Below are 16,898 nucleotides of genomic sequence, written 5' to 3' on the forward strand. Positions count from 1 at the left end.
TCACTCGTAGCCGTATGCGCGCAGGCCGGCTTCGTTGTCCGCCCAGCCGCTCTTCACCTTGACGAAGGTTTCGAGATACACGGGGCCATCGAAGAGCTTCTCCATGTCGAGTCGCGCTTCGGTACTGATCTGCTTCAGCTTCGCGCCCTTCTGGCCGATGATCATCGCCTTGTGACCGTCGCGGTCGACGAGAATCGTCGCGAAGACGCGGCGCAGGCGCCCTTCGGTCTCGAATTTTTCGATGAGCACCGTGCTCGTGTACGGCAACTCGTCGCCGGTCCAGCGAAAGACTTTCTCGCGCAGGATTTCGGCCGCGAGGAAGCGCTCGCTGCGATCGGTCAGATCGTCCTCGCCGTAGATCGGCTCGCCTTCCGGCAAATAGGGCTTCACGACGGACAAAAGCCGCTTGATGTCCTCAGGATGCTTGGCCGACAGCGGCACGATCTCGCGAAATTCGCGCAGCGCCGACATCTGCTGCATGAAGGGAAAAAGCGCATCCTTGTCGCCGACGCGATCGAGCTTGTTGGCGATCAGCAGCGTGGGAGTGCCGGCCGGGATCAGGTCGAGCACTTTCTGGTCGTCGGGACCGAAGCGGCCCGCTTCGATCACGAAGAGAATCGCATCGACGGAAGTCAGCGTCGACGTCACCGCACGGTTCAGCGAGCGGTTGAGCGCGGTGCTATGGCGTGTCTGGAAGCCGGGCGTATCGACGAAGATGTACTGCGCGTCGTCGAGCGTATTGATGCCCGTGATGCGATGACGAGTCGTCTGCGCCTTGCGCGAGGTGATGCTCACCTTCTGACCGACGAGCGCGTTCATCAGCGTCGACTTGCCGACGTTGGGACGGCCGACGATCGCGACCATGCCGCAGCGGAAACCGGAAGAAGTAGGAGCGTTCATAGATGTGTGCGGCAAGAAATCGTTGGGGCGCGTGTGCGCGATGTGCGCGGCGGCGCGCGTCAGTGGCCGGCGTCGGCGGCACGCACGATGCGGCCCGCGATCACATCCGGGCTCGTGGTGTTGCGCGTCTCGGTGTCGGCTGCGGGCTCGTCGTCGCGATCGTCGGATGGCGCGGGCTTGTCTGCGTTGGCGCTTCGCTCGGACGCCTGCATCGTGTCGCCTTTCGCCGCTTTCTCCGGCTTGTGGATCACGGCGCGGTCGGGCTTGTCGGCGGCGGCATAGGCGCCCGCGGACGGCTCGACATGCGTCGCACGGATCACGGCGAGCGGCGCGGTGGCCGGACGTTCCGGCGCGCCTGCTTGCGCGCCGTGCTGAGCATGATGGCGCTCGCGTCGGTCGGGAGAACGCAGATCGAGTGCCGTCTGAATGCCGGTGACGCCGGGGACCACTTCGGGTTCGACCTGCTTCGCGGCGCGCGCGCCCTTGCGCTTTGGCTTGACGCCGAGCGTCGGCGCGGCGGCCACCACTTCGTCGAGCGCCTTTTTAGCGGCGGCCTGTTCGGCGGCGCGGCGGCTCGCGCCGGAACCCGACACCTTAACGTCGAGCTTCGGCACCGTACATTCGACTTCGAACTGCTGATTGTGCGCGGCGCCGTGAGTCGCGATCACGGTATAAGTCGGCAGCGCGATCTTGTGACCCTGGAGATACTCCTGCAGCAGCGTCTTCGCATCCTTGCCAATGGTGCGCGGATCGATGTGATCGAGCACCGGCGTGTAGAGCCGCTTGATGACCGTGTATGCGGCGTCGAAACCGCCATCGAGGAAGATCGCGCCAAAGATGGCTTCGAGGGTATCGGCCAGAATCGACGGACGGCGGAAACCGCCACTGCGCAGTTCCCCTTCGCCGAGCCTCAGGCCTTCGGACACGTTGAGCGCCTGCGCGATCTCGTAAAGCGACTGCTGTTTGACCAGATTCGCGCGCACGCGCGACAGGTCGCCTTCATCGAGTTTGCTGAATCGTTGGAACAAAAGCGCCGCCACCACGCAATTTAGAACGGAATCGCCGAGAAATTCGAGCCGTTCATTGTGCGTGGCGCTGTGACTGCGGTGGGTCATCGCCTGGCGCAGCAATTCCGCATTGCGAAATTCGTACCGCAGCCGGCTTTCCAACGGAGAAGATGGCATGGAGAGAGTATAACGCGGGCGCGGGGGCGGACGATTCCGCCGGCCGACGCCGGAAAACGCGTGGCGAGACGGTGTTAGCCGCGCTTCTTCACGCCGTTTCGAAGCTTGTTTTAATCGTGACGAACGCCGGTCGTCTGATGGAGACCAACCGGCGTTACTTGCTTCACTGGAACGAACCGATGCGCTTCAGATTGCTGAAGTTCATCCAGATGAAGAACGCGCGCCCGACGATGTTGTTGTCCGGCACGAATCCCCAGTAGCGGCTGTCCGCGCTGTTGTCGCGGTTATCGCCCATCATGAAGTAATTGCCCGGGGGCACCTTGCACGTGACGCCCTGCGCGTTGTAGTTGCAGTTGTCGCGAAACGGGAAGTCGTCCGCGCCGACGACAAACGGCGGCACTTGCGGATTGTTCAGGATCGCGTTCTTGCGGCCGTCGAGGTCTTCCTCGAACTGCTTCGCGTATCCGATGCGCTCGTCATCGAAATAGTCCGGCAGCGGCGTTTCGGGCACCGGCTTGCCGTTGATCGTGAGCTTCTTGTCTTCATACGCGACCGTGTCGCCGGGCAGACCGATGACACGCTTGATGTAGTCGACCGATTCGTCCTTCGGATAGCGGAACACCACGACATCGCCGCGCTTCAACGGGCTGCCGTTCGTCAGCTTCGCGTTGGTGATCGGCATGCGCAGACCGTACTCGTACTTGTTCACGAGGATGAAGTCGCCGACGAGCAAGGTCGGAACCATCGAGCCCGACGGAATCTTGAACGGCTCGACGATGAACGAGCGCACCACGAACACCGCAAGAATCACCGGAAAGAAGCTCGCCGTGTATTCGAGCCACCACGGCTGACGCAGCTTGTCGTCGCGCAGGCGGGCGCGCGTCTGCGCGGCGTTTTCATCAGCGAACCGTTCCCCTACGCGCTCCTGCTGGCGGTCGAACTCCGCCACTGTGGCCTCGGCGGCGCGCCGCCGTTGCGGCAGAAACACCAGTTTGTCGAGCACCCATGCAATACCCGTCAAGACGACGAGCATCAAAAGAATCAATGCGAAATTCATCAATCGCTTCCGGTTGTTATCGTTGTTTGCCTCGCGGCGCCAGCATCATTCATCGACGCGCAGAATCGCGAGGAAAGCCTCTTGCGGGATTTCGACCGAGCCGACCTGCTTCATGCGCTTCTTGCCGGCCTTCTGCTTTTCGAGCAGCTTCTTCTTGCGCGTGATGTCGCCGCCGTAGCACTTCGCGAGCACGTTTTTGCGCAGCGCCTTGATGTTTTCGCGCGCGATGATGTTCGAGCCGATGGTCGCCTGAATCGCCACGTCGTACATCTGACGCGGAATCAGTTCGCGCATCTTCGACGCCACTTCGCGGCCGCGATGCTGGCTTTGCGAGCGGTGCACGATGACCGACAGCGCATCGACCTTGTCGCCGTTGATGAGCATATCGACCTTGACGACATCGGCCGCGCGATACTCCTTGAACTCGTAATCCATCGACGCATAGCCGCGCGATGTCGACTTCAGGCGGTCGAAGAAGTCCAGCACGATTTCCGCCATCGGGATTTCGTACGTCAGTTGGACCTGACGGCCGTGATACTGCATGTTGACCTGCGAACCGCGCTTGGCCGTGCACAGCGTGATGACCGAGCCGACATATTCCTGCGGCATGTAAAGGTTCACCGTGACGATCGGCTCGCGCACTTCCTCGATCTTCGGCGGCTCCGGCATTTTCGCCGGGTTCTCGACGGAGATGGTCGTGCCGTCGCGCTGCACGACCTCGTAGATCACCGTCGGCGCCGTGGTGATGAGGTCCATGTCGAACTCGCGCTCGAGCCGCTCCTGCACGATTTCCATATGAAGCAGGCCGAGAAAGCCGCAGCGGAAACCGAAGCCGAGCGCCTGCGACACTTCCGGCTCGTATTGCAGCGAGGCGTCGTTCAACTTCAGCTTTTCGAGCGATTCGCGCAGCGCGTCGTACTGGTTCGCCTCGACCGGATAGAGACCGGCGAAAACCTGCGGCTTCACTTCCTTGAAGCCCGGCAGCGGCGCTTCGGCGGCGCGATTCGAGAGGGTGACGGTATCGCCCACTTTTGCGGCCGTCAGCTCCTTGATGCCCGCGATCACGAAGCCCACCTGCCCCGCCGACAGTTGCGCGAGGTTCGTCGACTTCGGCGCGAATACGCCGACGTGCTCGACCGGGTATTGCGCACCGGTCGCCATCATCTTGATCTTGTCTTTCGGCTTCAGCGTGCCGTTGACGATGCGCACCAGCATCACCACGCCGACGTAGTTGTCGAACCACGAATCGATGATGAGCGCCTGCAGCGGCGCGTCCACATTGCCCTTCGGCGGCGGCACTTTCGCGATCAGCGATTCGAGCACGTCCTCGACGCCCAGACCGGTCTTCGCGCTGCAATGCACGGCGTCTGTCGCGTCGATGCCGATCACGTCCTCGATTTCGGCGATCGCGTTTTCCGGATTCGCCGCCGGCAGGTCGATCTTGTTGAGCACCGGAACGACTTCGACGCCCAGCTCGATCGCGGTGTAGCAGTTGGCCACCGTCTGCGCCTCGACGCCCTGACTCGCGTCGACCACGAGGAGCGCGCCTTCGCACGCGGACAGCGAGCGGCTGACTTCGTACGAGAAGTCGACGTGCCCGGGTGTGTCGATCAGGTTCAGGTTGTAGACCTTGCCGTCACGCGCCTTGTAGGTGAGCGCCGCGGTCTGCGCCTTGATCGTGATGCCGCGCTCGCGCTCGAGGTCCATCGAATCGAGCACCTGCGCTTCCATCTCACGGTCGGACAAGCCGCCGCACAACTGGATGATGCGGTCAGCGAGCGTCGACTTGCCGTGGTCGATGTGCGCGATGATCGAGAAGTTTCGAATATGATCCATTCAGTGCCGCAAGCCAAAAAAAGCGAAAAAGGCGCGCCCTCACCAACGCGGAGCACGCCTTGAAAATTTGGGGGAAAACTTCTGCATTTTAGCCGAAAACGGGGGTGGCCCGGCGGATTTCGCCTTTGCCGCACTTACGGCTCACGCGCGCCGAGCACCGCGTACACGGCGCGAAGATCGAGCCGGTACTGGCACAACTCGACGCCGTCGAGCGTGAGCACGGGCACGCGCTCGTCGTAGCGCGCCTCCAGCAGCGGATCTTCGTCGATATCGATCCATTCGATCGCCATACCGTGCCGCGCGGCGATCGGCTCCAGTTCGGCCCGCATCTCCTCGCAGAGATGACACCAGGCGCGCCCGTACAGCACAAAAGGCGCGCCCGAAGACGACGTCATGCGCTTACTTCTGCGCCGGCACGCGCGGGCGCAGCGGCACGAACTGCGTGTTGTCGCCGCGACGCACGAGAATGGCGACCATCTTGCTGGCGTCCAGACCTTGCGCGACTTCCTGGAACTGCTTCGCGCTCGTGATATCCGTATCGCCGATGCGCATGATGATGTCGCCCTTCTGGAAGCCTGCGCGCGCCGCCGGCCCTTCGACGGCATCGATCTGAACGCCGCTCGACAGCTTGAGCGCCTTCTTCTGGTCGGCCGGAATGTCGCTTACCGCCATCCCGAGCGAATTACTCGCGCGCTCCTTCGGTTGCGGCGCCTTCTTCTGCTCGGTCTTCGCGACCTTGTCCGGCTGCATTTCAGCCACGACGACAGACAGATCGCGCGTCTGGCCCTTGCGCCAGACCGTCAGCGTGGTCTTGGTACCGGGCTTGGTGTCGCCGACCATGCGGGGCAGATCGGTCGCGGTCTCGACGTTCTGGCCGTTGAACTTCAGGATGATGTCGCCCGGCTGCACGCCCGCCCGGTCGGCCGGACCGCCCGATTCGACGCTAGAAACGAGTGCGCCCTGCGCCTTCGGCAGCCCGAGCGAATCCGCGACATCCTTTGTCACTTCGCCAATCGCCACCGCGATGCGCCCACGCACGACTTTGCCCGACGCCTTCAGCTGATCCGCCACGCGCATCGCTTCGTCGATCGGAATCGCGAACGAGATGCCCATGAAGCCGCCCGTGCGGCTGTAGATTTGAGAATTGATACCGATCACCTCGCCCGCCATGTTGATGAGCGGACCGCCCGAGTTGCCCGGATTCACGGCGACATCGGTCTGAATGAACGGCAGGTAATCGCCCGTGTCACGGCCCTTCGCGCTGACGATGCCCGCGGTCACCGTGTTGTCCAGGCCGAACGGCGAACCAATTGCGAGCACCCACTCGCCGACGCGCACCTTGTTCGAATCGCCGATGGTGATCGCCGGCAGATTCGTCGCGCTGATCTTCACGACGGCCACGTCCGTGCGCTCGTCCACGCCGACGAGCCGCGCCTTGAATTCGCGTTTGTCGGTGAGCGTGACGTAGATGGTGTCCGCATCGTCGACGACGTGCGCGTTGGTCATCACGTAACCATCGGTGGACAGGATGAAGCCCGAGCCGACGCCGCTGCTTTGCTCCGAGTTGTCCTGGTTGTCGTCGGGCGCGCTGCGGCTACCGCCCTTGCCCTGGTCGCCGCCGCTGCCACCGCCGCCGTTGTTGCCGCCACCGCCGCCGCGCGGAGGCTGGCCGGGCATCGGAATGCCAAAGAAGCGGCGAAAGAACTCGGACATATCGCCTTCATCGAGGCCCGGCGGCAGACCGCGCAGGTCGCTGCTCGAACCAACGCGCGAGGTCGTGCGAATGTTCACGACCGAGGGCCCCACCTTGTCGACGAGCGTCGTGAAGTCCGGCAGGTTCACCGTGGGCGCCGCTGACGCAGATTGCGATACGAACGGCAGGCACACGGCGAGCGCCGCGGCCGCGATGAACTTGCGCAGCGAGAAGTTGCTCATATGTAAGGCCGGGATCTGGATTACTTGGAAGGCTTGTATTCTATGGTAGAAGCAAATTGCTGCAATGTGGCTTGCGGCACTTCGCCCAGCAAGGTGATCCAGAAATCCCCGCGGCGCTTCACCAAAACATGCGTGGCGCCGCTATTGCCCGCGCCTTCCTTGCGCGTATTTTTTTCGACCGGCTCGACGAAAACGGAGATCGTCGCGAGGCCATCCGAAAACACGGCCTGATCGACCGGAATCGGCGGTTGGCCCTGCTGGCTCGACGCCATCGGACGGCGAAGCTCGCGAATCTTGCGAAAACCCGCGATATTCGGCGTCAGTTGCCAGCCTTGCGCTTCCATGTCGACCGGCTGAACGGGCGGCCGCACGATGGTCCAGCCCGACGTGCCGCGGATGCCGTTCGCGATCGGCGCCTTGTCGATCGGCCCGCCGATGCGCACTTGCGAGAATGAAAGCTGTTCGAGCACCTGACCGTCCGGATCGAGCGTCTGCGCGCGCAGCAGCAAGCCGGTTTTCGCGTCGGCCCAGAGTTTGTAGGCGAATCGCCAGGAATCTTTCGGATCGAGTTCCAGCACCTGGCTGTCCACGCCCGCGACACGATCGTTGCCCAGAAGCTTCGGCTCGTAGACCCCGAGCACCTGGTCGCCGCTGGTTGCGAGCAGCGCGGGGAAAGAATCCCGGTTCTGCCGATGCTCGACGACGAGAAGATGCCGTTCCGGCACGAACGTGAACATGTCGTCGTCGTGACGCAGCATCTTGCGCGGCGCGCCATCGAGACTTTCGAGCGATTCGTATTCGCCGTCGCCGCGCGTCGCGACATGCGTGATACGCGACGATTGAACCGTCGCGCCGCGTTGATAGACAAACGTCCCTTCGTAATTCTGCTGCTGTGCCGCTTCATGAATGCGGTTGAGCAGGCTGGCGGCTGTCTTGCGAACAGCGGCGGGATCGTCTCCCTGGGCGTAGGAACCCGATGCCGCCGTCAACAACGCGGCTGCGCAGAGCATCAACGCCGGCAGCCGCCCCCAGTATCTTGTTTTATTCAACCGCACATTCAGCATCAAATTATTGGCCCTGCGACGTAGCCGCCGCGCGAATCAAAGGCATGGAACCGGGCATCGAAGGCTGCTGGGAGAATTGCTGATGCGCTTCGAGGTATTGATCGAGATCCGCGTCGCGGATGATGTTCGCTTCCACGATCGGCGTGCGCGTGGTTGCCGCGGGCACCGACGCGAGCGCGACGCGCTGCATCGAATCCGCCGGTGCGACGCTCGCCACCTGGGTGTCGGCTCGGCCGCCCACGCCTTGCAGTTGCGGCACGACGATCCACGTCAGTGTGGCGGCGGCCGCGGCCACCGCAAAGGCCGGCATCACGCGACGGCGCAGCACGCCGCCCCGCGCTTTCGCCGCCGCGGCTGGAGCAAGCACATGCGCTTCGGCTTCGAAGCGCTCGGAGAATGCGGCCATGAACGCACTGCTGCGCGCCGGGCTGACCGCGAGATCGTCGGAACGCAGGGCGTCGCCGATCAGGTGATAGGCCGACCACGCTGCACGTTCGTCGCTTTTCAGGTCCGCGAGAAACTGGCTGACACCGCCCATTTCTTCGAGCGATTCACCGTCGACGAACGCCGACATGCGCTCGCCGCGCAAACCCGCCTGTGTTTGATTCTGCATCGAGACCGACCCCATGATGCTCCCCATCCTTGACCACACCCCGTTGTGACACCACCAACCCAGATATCGCGTCCCTGCCCCTAGGATTTCCGCTGCCTACCAGCGCTTGCCTTCGGGAGTGTCCAACAACGGACGCAATTTTGCCGCAATGGCTTCGCGAGCACGAAAAATTCTCGATCTGACGGTGCCGATCGGGCAATCCATCATTTCAGCGATTTCCTCGTAACTCAGACCTTCAATTTCCCTGAGCGTGATGGCAGTGCGCAATTCCTCCGGCAACAGCGCCATCGCAGCATTGACCGTTTCGGCGATCTGCTTGCTCATCAACATCGACTCAGGCGTGTTGATATCCCTTAGTTGGTCCGCGTCGGAGAAAGTTTCCGCTTCTTCAGCATCGGCCTCGGTAGAAGTGGGAGCGCGGCGGCCCTGTGTCGCAAGGTAGTTCTTCGCCGTGTTGACGGCAATCCGGTAGAGCCAGGTATAGAACGCAGATTCACCCCGAAATTGCGGCAGCGCACGGTAGGCCTTGATGAAGGCGTCCTGCGCGACGTCCTCGACCTCGGCGGGGTCGCGCACGAGGCGCGAGATCAGTCGAATGATCTTGCGGTGGTATTTGGCGACCAGCAGTTCGAACGCGGCCTTGTCACCTTTCTGGACACGCTCGACCAGCAATTGGTCGATTTCTTTTTCGCTCACCTGTGAAATCCGTTTAACTTTGGGTGTTGCGCGGAGGGCTATTGTAGCGTTACCGCCTTTAAGGCAACCGGTACGCTCATGTGCCGTTACAGTCGTTACAGGTGGGAAGCTGCGGCGCGGCGGGCCTGCACCGAGAGTTGCCGAAAGGTATCGGAATCGACGGAATCGGCAGCGACGACGAGCGTTTCGCGCCGCTCACGCGTGTCCAGAACCGTCAGGACGAGGAGTTGTCCACTCCATTGCGCGCATCCCGCGATGCGCGTGTACCGCACCGCCCCGGTCCGGCTCCGGATCGTGAGGCCGTCCGACAGAAGGCCGATGGCCGAAGGCTGAGCCCGCATCCACCGATACGACGCGAGCGCAAGCACCGCCAACGTCGCCGCGCAGGCCACCGATGCATGCCCGGCGTGTTCGGCGTGCGCGAGGACACACTGAAACACCGACGCGCCCACGACACCCGCGAATCCGAGCATCGCGCCCAGCAGAAAACGCGACGGCCGCATCGCGACGCCCGGCGTAGTGCCGATTTCCCGATGCGGCCGATCTTCCCGCGCGCCCGCCATATCGATTCCCTTGATGACGAGCGCGCCGTGCTCAGTGGCGCTTGAAGACGAGGGAGCCGTTCGTGCCGCCGAAGCCGAACGAGTTCTTCACCGCTACGTCGATCTTCATTTCCCGCGCCGTGTTCGCGCAGTAGTCCAGGTCGCACTTCGGATCCTGGTTGAAGATGTTGATGGTCGGCGGCGACACCTGATTGTGGATCGCAAGCACAGTGAACACCGACTCCAGACCGCCCGCGCCGCCCAGCAGGTGACCCGTCATCGACTTCGTGGAGTTCACGACGACCTTCTTTGCCTGATCGCCGAGCGCGCGCGTGATGCCGATCGTCTCGGCGATGTCGCCGAGCGGCGTCGACGTGCCGTGCGCGTTGACGTAGTTCACCTCGTCCGCATTGATGCGCGCGTTCTTCATCGCGTTGACCATCGCGCGGCGGCCACCGTCACCGTCTTCCGGCGGCGCGGTCATGTGGTACGCGTCGCCGCTCATGCCGTAACCGAGCACCTCGGCATAGATCTTCGCGCCGCGCTTTTTCGCGTGCTCGTACTCTTCGAGCACCATCACGCCCGCGCCTTCACCGAGCACGAAGCCGTCGCGGTCGGTATCCCACGGGCGGCTCGCCGTCGCGGGATCGTCGTTGCGTTGCGAAAGCGCGCGCGCCGCCGCGAAGCCGCCGATGCCGAGCGGGGAAACCGTCGCTTCCGCGCCCCCGGCGATCATGACATCCGCATCGCCGTATTCGATCAGGCGCGACGCCTCGCCGATGCAATGCAGGCCGGTGGTGCAGGCCGTGACCATCGACAGGTTCGGGCCCTTCAGGCCGAAGCGGATCGACAGATGGCCGGAGATCATGTTGATGATCGATGCCGGCACGAAGAACGGCGAAATGCGGCGCGGGCCGCGATTGAGCAGCTCGGTCTGCGTGATTTCGATCATCGGCAGACCGCCGATGCCCGAGCCGACCACGACGCCCACGCGCTCCGAGTTCTCATCGGTGATCTCGAGGCCGCTGTCCTGCACGGCCTGGACGCCCGCGGCAAAGCCGTAATGGATGAAGGTATCCATATGGCGCGCCTCTTTGGCGGGCATGTAGTCTTCGATGTTGAAGCCCTTCACCTCGCCGGCGAAACGCGTGGAGAAGTTCGTCGCATCGAACTTCGTGATATTGGCGATGCCCGACTTGCCCGCGACCAGATTGGCCCAGCCGTCGGCAACAGTATTGCCGACAGGCGAAACGAGCCCCAGGCCTGTAACAACAACTCGACGACGGCTCACGGTAACCCCTTATCCATAGAATGACGAAAAACAAAAGCCACAGCGGCCACAGGAAACGCCCTGTGTGCCCTGTGGCTGTCAAATCGGTTTGCAGCGACGATGCATCAACTGGTTGAGCGATGAGTCGCTGGCGCGTCCGGCCTCAGGCCTTGACGTTCGCGCGAGCGTAATCGATCGCTTGCTGAACCGTGGTGATCTTTTCGGCCTCTTCATCGGGAATTTCCATGCCGAATTCGTCTTCCAGCGCCATCACGAGTTCGACCGTATCGAGCGAGTCAGCGCCCAGATCGTTCACGAACGATGCTTCGTTCTTGATTTCGGCTTCCGCCACGCCCAGTTGTTCGGCGACGATCTTCTTCACGCGCTGTTCGATGTTGTCCATGCAGCCCTCCGAGGGAAAAAAGTTCAAAAATACGAGTGCGCGCATTTTATCAGGTTTGGACCCGCAAAATACGGCGCGTCAGTTCCATGCTCCGTCGTCCGACGCCCTTCATCAAGAGGGCTGTCGCCGCAGTCGCATCAATTTGTCACTGCCGCGCTGAAGCGGTGCGCACGAAGCTTCTTGAGCATTTCGCGCGCCCGTCCCGGCGCGGATATTAAGCGAAATTCAGCGAAATGCCTATTAAGGCGTTACATGTACATGCCGCCGTTCACGTGCAGCGTGGTGCCCGTGATGTAGCCGGCAAAAGGCGATGCCAGGAACGCCACAGCATGCGCGATATCTTCCGGCGCGCCCAGTCGGCCAAGTGGTATCTGCGCGGTCAGCGCGGTGCGCTGCTCTTCCGGCAGCACCTTGGTCATGTCCGTGTCGATGAAACCCGGTGCGATGCAGTTCACGGTGATGCCGCGGCTGCCGATTTCACGCGCGAGCGCGCGCGTCATGCCCGCGACGCCGGCCTTCGCCGCGGCGTAATTGGCCTGACCCGGATTGCCCGACGAACCGACCACGGACGTGATGTTGATGATCCGCCCGCCGCGCGCCTTCATCATCGGGCGCAGCACGGCCCGCGACAGACGGAAGACCGCGCGCAGGTTCGTGTCGATGACGGCGTCGAATTCGTCGTCCTTCATGCGCATCGCGAGCTGATCCTTCGTGATGCCCGCGTTATTGACGAGCACGTTCAGCGCGCCGAATTCCTTCACGATGCCGTCGATGAACGCATCCGCCGCGGCCGCGTCGTTCACGTTCAGCACCGCGCCGCGGCCCTTGCCGCCGGCTTGCTGCAACGCTTCGCTGATGCCGGCCGCGCCGCTTTCGCTCGTTGCCGTGCCGATGACCGTCGCGCCCTGCTTCGCGAGTTCGAGCGCGATCGCGCGTCCGATGCCGCGCGACGCGCCCGTGACGATTGCTACTTGATTCTGCAGACTCATGTCGTTGTTCCTCAGCCAGCGATCAGTTTGCGCGTTTCCTCGAGCGATGCCGGGTCGAAGACCGAGCCGCCGACGAGATTGCCGTCGATACGCTTGGTCAGACCCGCGAGCACCTTGCCCGGACCGCATTCGATGACGTGCGTGACGCCCTCTTTCGCCATCGCCTGGACGCATTCCACCCAGCGCACCGGACCGGCGGCCTGGCGCACGAGCGCGTCCTTGATCGCGACCGGATCGGAGACGATCGCGACATCGACGTTATTGATCAGCGGAATCTGCGGCACCTTGATCTCGACCTTCGCAAGATAGGCGCGCAACTGGTCCGATGCAGGCTTCAGCAGGGACGAATGGAACGGCGCCGACACCGGCAGCGGCAGCGCGCGCTTCGCGCCCTTTGCCTTGGCCACTTCGCACGCCTTCTCGACCGCCGCCTTCGAACCCGCGATCACCACTTGCGCGGGCGCGTTGAAGTTCACCGCTTCGACGACACCCGCCGACGACGCCTCCGCGCACACGGCGCGCACGGTGTCGTCGTCGAGGCCGAGAATCGCGGCCATGCCGCCTTCGCCCACCGGCACGGCGCTTTGCATCGCCTGCGCGCGGAAACGCACGAGCGGCACGGCGTCCGTGAATGCGAGCGCGCCGGCCGCGACGAGCGCCGTATATTCGCCGAGACTGTGACCCGCGACGAGCGCCGGCTTCAGACCCGTTTCCTTTTCCCATACGCGGTAGATTGCGTAGGCCGCGGTCAGCATAACGGGCTGCGTGTTCGTCGTCAGATTCAATTCTTCGGCGGGGCCTTCGGCGATCAGCTTGCCGAGATCCTGGCCGAGCGCGTCGGATGCCTGCTGCACCGTTTCGCGCACGATGGCGTGATCGGCAAAGGCGTTGAGCATGCCGACCGATTGCGAGCCCTGTCCGGGGAAAACGAACGCAAATTTCATATCGTCCTCGTTGATTGGAATGATCCGCGATGTCGTCGGTGTCTGTGCACGCGCCACGCGCGCATGCGGCGCGCGGCGGCTATCGTGACGAAGGGATCAGTTGCGAATGAGTAGAGGGAATCGATGAACGATCAGTAACGGATGACCGACGCGCCCCACGTGAAGCCGCCGCCCACGCCTTCGATGAGCACGTTGTCGCCGCGCTTGATGCGGCCGTCGCGCACTGCGACGTCGAACGCGAGCGGAATCGATGCCGCCGACGTGTTCCCGTGCTCGCCGACCGTCACGACCATGCGTTCCGGCGGCAGATGCAGCTTGCGGCAGGTGCTCTGCATGATGCGGATATTGGCCTGATGCGGGATCAGCCAGTCGATGTCTTCCGGTGCGAGCTTCGCCTTGTCGAGCGCTTCGAGCGCCACCTTTTCCAGCACGTTGACCGCAAGCTTGAACACGGCCTGACCATCCATGTGCAGGAACGCACTGCCTTCGATCACCCCGCCGTTCACGTTGCCCGGCGTGCAGAGAATGTCGGAATAGCTACCGTCCGCGTGCAGGGCGCTCGACAGCACGCCCGGCTCTTCGGACGCCTGCATCACGACCGCGCCGGCGCCGTCGCCGAACAGCACGCACGTGGTGCGATCGTTGAAATCGAGGATGCGCGAGAACGTCTCGGCGCCGACGACGAGCGCGGTGCGGTTAAGGCCGCTGCGAATGAAACTGTCCGCGGTCGCGACGCCGTACGCGAAACCTGAGCACACGGCTTGTACGTCGAACGCCGCGCCGTTGTTCTTGATGCCGAGCTTGTTCTGCAGCAGGCAGGCGGTGCTCGGAAACACGAAGTCCGGCGTGGATGTGGCGACGATGATCAGATCGATCGATTGAGGATCGATGCCGGCTGCCTCGATCGCTTTCTGCGACGCGATGAGCGCGAGATCGCTGGTAGTTTGATTCGGAGCCGCAAAATGACGGGCGTGAATCCCGGTGCGCGCGACGATCCATTCGTCGTTCGTCTCGACGCCCTGCTTCGCGAGACGGTCCGCCAAGTCCTGATTCGTGACGCGCTCGGACGGCAGGTAACTGCCGGTGCCCAGCACGCGAGAGTAAAGATTGGATTGAGCCATTATGCCTTCGAGTGTAGAGCAGTACCGGACTCGCCCGGCGGGTTCGGCTGCGAGTTGGGCTGGGAAGCGGGCTGTGAAGCGGGCTGCTGGATCGATTGATCCGCCGCAGCCGGCGCACTCGCCGCGAAAACGGTCGCGTCGGCCTCGCGCGCGGCGGGCGCATTCTCTTCCATCGCGCGCACCAGGCGTTCGAGCACGCCATTTTTGACGGCATCATACCCGCGTTTGATAGCCCACTCAAACCCGAAGGCCTCGGCCGAACCGTGGCTTTTAATGACGAGCCCGCGCAGGCCGAGCAATGCCGCGCCGTTATATTGCGCGGGATCGACACGCTTCTTGAATCGCTTGAGCACGGGCAGCGCAACGAGCGCCATCGCCCTCGAAGCGAACGAGCGGCTGAACTCTTCCTTGATGATGTCGGCGAGCATCTTCGCGAGACCTTCGGAAGTCTTCAGCGCGACATTGCCGACGAAACCGTCGCACACGACGACATCGGTCGTACCTTTATAGATGTCGTTGCCTTCGACGTTGCCGTAGAAGTTGAGCGTGCTCGCGCGCAGGAGCTCGCCCGCGCGCTTGATCGTTTCGTTGCCCTTGATGACTTCTTCGCCGATGTTGAGCAGGCCGATGGTGGGCCGCTCGCGGCCTTCGATCGCCGATACGAGCGCGTGGCCCATTTCCGCGAACTGAAGCAGATGTTCGGGTTCGCAATCGACGTTGGCGCCGAGGTCGAGCACGGTGGTGTAACCCTTCTGGCTCGGCATCGCGAACGCGATGGCGGGACGCTCGATACCGGCGAGCGTCTTCAGCACATAGCGGGAAACCGCCATGAGCGCCCCGGTGTTTCCGGCGGAAATGCAGGTCTGCGCCTCCCCTTCCTTCACGAGGTTGAGCGCGACGCGCATCGACGAATCTTTTTTCTTGCGCAGCGCCACTTCGACGGGGTCGTCCATCGCGACGACTTCGCTTGCGGGAACGACGGTCAGGCGCGGCTCATCGACGGCCTTCGACTTTTTCAGCTGAGCGCGAATGGGCTGCTCGAGACCGACGAGCATCAGGTGCGCGTCGGGATGCGAGCGCACGAAATTGACGGCAGCGGGAACGGTCACGGCCGGACCGTGGTCGCCTCCCATGCAGTCGATGGTTATCTTTACAGTCATGGAATGCGACGAATTTCGGGCACAAAAAAGCGGCAGTGAAATGCCGCCTTCTCGTCGTACCGGGAAAGTGTCAAGAGCGAGTTGCGCCCGCGTGCCCGCAAAACGGTTACGACGGGCGCATCAGGCGTCGACGAACGCTTAGTCGTTCTTCGTCTTGATGACTTTCTTGCCACGATAGTAGCCGTTCGGGCTCACGTGGTGGCGCAGATGCACTTCACCCGTGCTCGGCTCGACAGCCAGCGGAGCCGTCGTGAGGAAGTCGTGGGAACGGTGCATGCCGCGCTTCGACGGCGACTTCTTGTTTTGCTGAACTGCCATGATTACTCCAGAAAAATTTTGCGAATTCTAACACAGCCCGATCCGCCGACAGCCCTCGGCCGTTCGGCCATCGGGTGCGCACATCGCGCTACCAGTTTGTTGCGTGCTACAAAACCATTTCAGTGCTTCTTGTTGTCGGATCCGCCCTGCTTCAGCTTCTCCAGCACGGCAAAAGGATTCGGTTTTTCGTCCGCTTCCTGCGCACCGCCTTCATCCGGCTCGTCGTCCGCAGCGCCCGGAAGCAAGCTTTCGTGGATCTCGGGACACACGTTGTGCTTGGGCACGAGCGGCAAGGACAACAACAATTCCTCTTCGATCAAGTCGACGAGATCGAACTGGCGCGAGCCTACGATCACTTCGACTTCATCGTCGTCGAGCGGAAATTCGTCCGCTTCTTCTTCCGTCGCCACGATCCGATACGTTGCGTCGACATCGAGATGTTGCGAATACGGCTGAAGACAGCGCTGACACATGAGCCACACCGAGCCGTGCACCGCAAGGCGCAGATACGGCTGCGGCGCCTCCGTGCCGTCGTCCTGCAGTTCCGGCTGGGTCGAGCCCTCGCCCTGCCAGGTGAACACGGTGTCGCGGTCTGGCGCTTCCGCCGGCACTTCGGCTAACATGCGCGGCATCTGCGACAAGCGCAGCGCGCCGGCCGCTTGCCTGCCGCTTTTGGCGAAGTCGTAAATGTCGAGCGCGCGCAGATCGGCGGGGCTCACAGGTTTGCCAGGATTCTGAGTCATGTGCGCTCCTGCTTGGGCCTTGCTGGGTTAGTGCTTCCGGTGAGTGCTCAGTATGCACCGCGATGCTACACCGGACCACGCGTGGCTTGCCCGAATTTGCATCGGGCCGACATTCGTGCTTCT

18 protein-coding genes are annotated in these 16,898 nt (G+C 62.8%); all 18 read right to left on the minus strand.

What is annotated here, in order from left to right:
- The 18 genes from era to NCT32_RS09700 all read right to left on the minus strand — a co-directional run bounded on the left by era (position 1) and on the right by NCT32_RS09700 (position 16,775).
- Entirely contained in the window at positions 1 to 900 is a 900-nt protein-coding gene (gene era, locus NCT32_RS09615) for a GTPase Era (protein ID WP_250490121.1), read from the minus strand.
- Between the two features lie 59 nt (positions 901 to 959).
- Positions 960 to 2,084 (minus strand): ribonuclease III, encoded by a 1,125-nt coding sequence (gene rnc, locus NCT32_RS09620; protein ID WP_086961426.1) that lies wholly within the window; start codon positions 2,082 to 2,084, stop codon positions 960 to 962.
- 163 nt (positions 2,085 to 2,247) lie between these two features.
- Positions 2,248 to 3,141, minus strand: a complete 894-nt coding sequence (gene lepB / locus NCT32_RS09625) for a signal peptidase I (protein WP_061120546.1) — start codon at positions 3,139 to 3,141, stop codon at positions 2,248 to 2,250.
- Positions 3,142 to 3,186: 45 nt separating this feature from the next.
- Complete coding sequence (gene lepA / locus NCT32_RS09630; protein ID WP_061120545.1) at positions 3,187 to 4,977, minus strand: translation elongation factor 4; 1,791 nt, start codon at positions 4,975 to 4,977, stop codon at positions 3,187 to 3,189.
- Between the two features lie 134 nt (positions 4,978 to 5,111).
- Positions 5,112 to 5,372, minus strand: coding sequence for a glutaredoxin family protein (locus tag NCT32_RS09635; RefSeq protein WP_061120544.1), 261 nt, complete (start codon positions 5,370 to 5,372; stop codon positions 5,112 to 5,114).
- 4 nt (positions 5,373 to 5,376) lie between these two features.
- Entirely contained in the window at positions 5,377 to 6,912 is a 1,536-nt protein-coding gene (locus tag NCT32_RS09640) for a DegQ family serine endoprotease (protein WP_061120543.1), read from the minus strand.
- Between the two features lie 20 nt (positions 6,913 to 6,932).
- The gene (locus NCT32_RS09645; protein WP_061120566.1) at positions 6,933 to 7,976 is read right to left on the minus strand and encodes a MucB/RseB C-terminal domain-containing protein; all 1,044 of its coding nucleotides are present in this window, start codon (positions 7,974 to 7,976) and stop codon (positions 6,933 to 6,935) included.
- Between the two features lie 4 nt (positions 7,977 to 7,980).
- A complete protein-coding gene (locus NCT32_RS09650) occupies positions 7,981 to 8,604 on the minus strand; it encodes a sigma-E factor negative regulatory protein (protein ID WP_061120565.1) in 624 nt (207 codons plus the stop codon).
- A gap of 81 nt (positions 8,605 to 8,685) precedes the next feature.
- On the minus strand, positions 8,686 to 9,285 hold the full coding sequence (gene rpoE / locus NCT32_RS09655) for an RNA polymerase sigma factor RpoE (protein WP_035501673.1): 600 nt from the start codon (positions 9,283 to 9,285) through the stop codon (positions 8,686 to 8,688).
- 95 nt (positions 9,286 to 9,380) lie between these two features.
- Positions 9,381 to 9,848 carry a protein YgfX gene (locus tag NCT32_RS09660; protein WP_061120542.1) on the minus strand — a complete coding sequence of 156 codons (468 nt, stop codon included), beginning with the start codon at positions 9,846 to 9,848 and terminating at the stop codon, positions 9,381 to 9,383.
- Positions 9,849 to 9,879: 31 nt separating this feature from the next.
- Entirely contained in the window at positions 9,880 to 11,118 is a 1,239-nt protein-coding gene (fabF, locus tag NCT32_RS09665) for a beta-ketoacyl-ACP synthase II (protein ID WP_061120541.1), read from the minus strand.
- Between the two features lie 142 nt (positions 11,119 to 11,260).
- The gene (acpP, locus tag NCT32_RS09670; protein ID WP_004197638.1) at positions 11,261 to 11,500 is read right to left on the minus strand and encodes an acyl carrier protein; all 240 of its coding nucleotides are present in this window, start codon (positions 11,498 to 11,500) and stop codon (positions 11,261 to 11,263) included.
- Positions 11,501 to 11,748: 248 nt separating this feature from the next.
- Positions 11,749 to 12,489, minus strand: a complete 741-nt coding sequence (gene fabG / locus NCT32_RS09675; protein ID WP_061120540.1) for a 3-oxoacyl-ACP reductase FabG — start codon at positions 12,487 to 12,489, stop codon at positions 11,749 to 11,751.
- Between the two features lie 11 nt (positions 12,490 to 12,500).
- Positions 12,501 to 13,433 carry an ACP S-malonyltransferase gene (gene fabD / locus NCT32_RS09680; RefSeq protein WP_061120564.1) on the minus strand — a complete coding sequence of 311 codons (933 nt, stop codon included), beginning with the start codon at positions 13,431 to 13,433 and terminating at the stop codon, positions 12,501 to 12,503.
- A gap of 131 nt (positions 13,434 to 13,564) precedes the next feature.
- The gene (locus tag NCT32_RS09685; protein WP_061120539.1) at positions 13,565 to 14,554 is read right to left on the minus strand and encodes a beta-ketoacyl-ACP synthase III; all 990 of its coding nucleotides are present in this window, start codon (positions 14,552 to 14,554) and stop codon (positions 13,565 to 13,567) included.
- Positions 14,554 to 15,714 carry a phosphate acyltransferase PlsX gene (gene plsX / locus NCT32_RS09690; RefSeq protein ID WP_061120538.1) on the minus strand — a complete coding sequence of 387 codons (1,161 nt, stop codon included), beginning with the start codon at positions 15,712 to 15,714 and terminating at the stop codon, positions 14,554 to 14,556. The genes NCT32_RS09685 and plsX overlap by 1 nt, the downstream gene beginning before the upstream one ends.
- A 138-nt stretch (positions 15,715 to 15,852) precedes the next feature.
- Positions 15,853 to 16,032, minus strand: coding sequence for a 50S ribosomal protein L32 (gene rpmF / locus NCT32_RS09695; RefSeq protein ID WP_035501683.1), 180 nt, complete (start codon positions 16,030 to 16,032; stop codon positions 15,853 to 15,855).
- 119 nt (positions 16,033 to 16,151) lie between these two features.
- On the minus strand, positions 16,152 to 16,775 hold the full coding sequence (locus NCT32_RS09700; RefSeq protein WP_061120537.1) for a DUF177 domain-containing protein: 624 nt from the start codon (positions 16,773 to 16,775) through the stop codon (positions 16,152 to 16,154).
- Positions 16,776 to 16,898 lie beyond the last annotated feature (123 nt).

Source organism: Caballeronia sp. INML2 (genome assembly GCF_023631365.1).
Lineage (GTDB): Bacteria > Pseudomonadota > Gammaproteobacteria > Burkholderiales > Burkholderiaceae > Caballeronia > Caballeronia turbans.

Coding starts and splice junctions, on each gene's coding strand:
- plsX (WP_061120538.1), bottom strand. CDS start 15,714: ATGACTGTAAAGATAACCATCGACTGCATGGGAGGCGACCACGGTCCG.
- NCT32_RS09660 (WP_061120542.1), bottom strand. CDS start 9,848: ATGGCGGGCGCGCGGGAAGATCGGCCGCATCGGGAAATCGGCACTACG.
- NCT32_RS09640 (WP_061120543.1), bottom strand. CDS start 6,912: ATGAGCAACTTCTCGCTGCGCAAGTTCATCGCGGCCGCGGCGCTCGCC.
- NCT32_RS09635 (WP_061120544.1), bottom strand. CDS start 5,372: ATGACGTCGTCTTCGGGCGCGCCTTTTGTGCTGTACGGGCGCGCCTGG.
- fabG (WP_061120540.1), bottom strand. CDS start 12,489: ATGAGTCTGCAGAATCAAGTAGCAATCGTCACGGGCGCGTCGCGCGGC.
- lepB (WP_061120546.1), bottom strand. CDS start 3,141: ATGAATTTCGCATTGATTCTTTTGATGCTCGTCGTCTTGACGGGTATT.
- lepA (WP_061120545.1), bottom strand. CDS start 4,977: ATGGATCATATTCGAAACTTCTCGATCATCGCGCACATCGACCACGGC.
- rpmF (WP_035501683.1), bottom strand. CDS start 16,032: ATGGCAGTTCAGCAAAACAAGAAGTCGCCGTCGAAGCGCGGCATGCAC.
- fabD (WP_061120564.1), bottom strand. CDS start 13,433: ATGAAATTTGCGTTCGTTTTCCCCGGACAGGGCTCGCAATCGGTCGGC.
- NCT32_RS09685 (WP_061120539.1), bottom strand. CDS start 14,554: ATGGCTCAATCCAATCTTTACTCTCGCGTGCTGGGCACCGGCAGTTAC.
- acpP (WP_004197638.1), bottom strand. CDS start 11,500: ATGGACAACATCGAACAGCGCGTGAAGAAGATCGTCGCCGAACAACTG.
- NCT32_RS09700 (WP_061120537.1), bottom strand. CDS start 16,775: ATGACTCAGAATCCTGGCAAACCTGTGAGCCCCGCCGATCTGCGCGCG.
- NCT32_RS09650 (WP_061120565.1), bottom strand. CDS start 8,604: ATGGGGTCGGTCTCGATGCAGAATCAAACACAGGCGGGTTTGCGCGGC.
- rnc (WP_086961426.1), bottom strand. CDS start 2,084: ATGCCATCTTCTCCGTTGGAAAGCCGGCTGCGGTACGAATTTCGCAAT.
- NCT32_RS09645 (WP_061120566.1), bottom strand. CDS start 7,976: ATGCTGAATGTGCGGTTGAATAAAACAAGATACTGGGGGCGGCTGCCG.
- era (WP_250490121.1), bottom strand. CDS start 900: ATGAACGCTCCTACTTCTTCCGGTTTCCGCTGCGGCATGGTCGCGATC.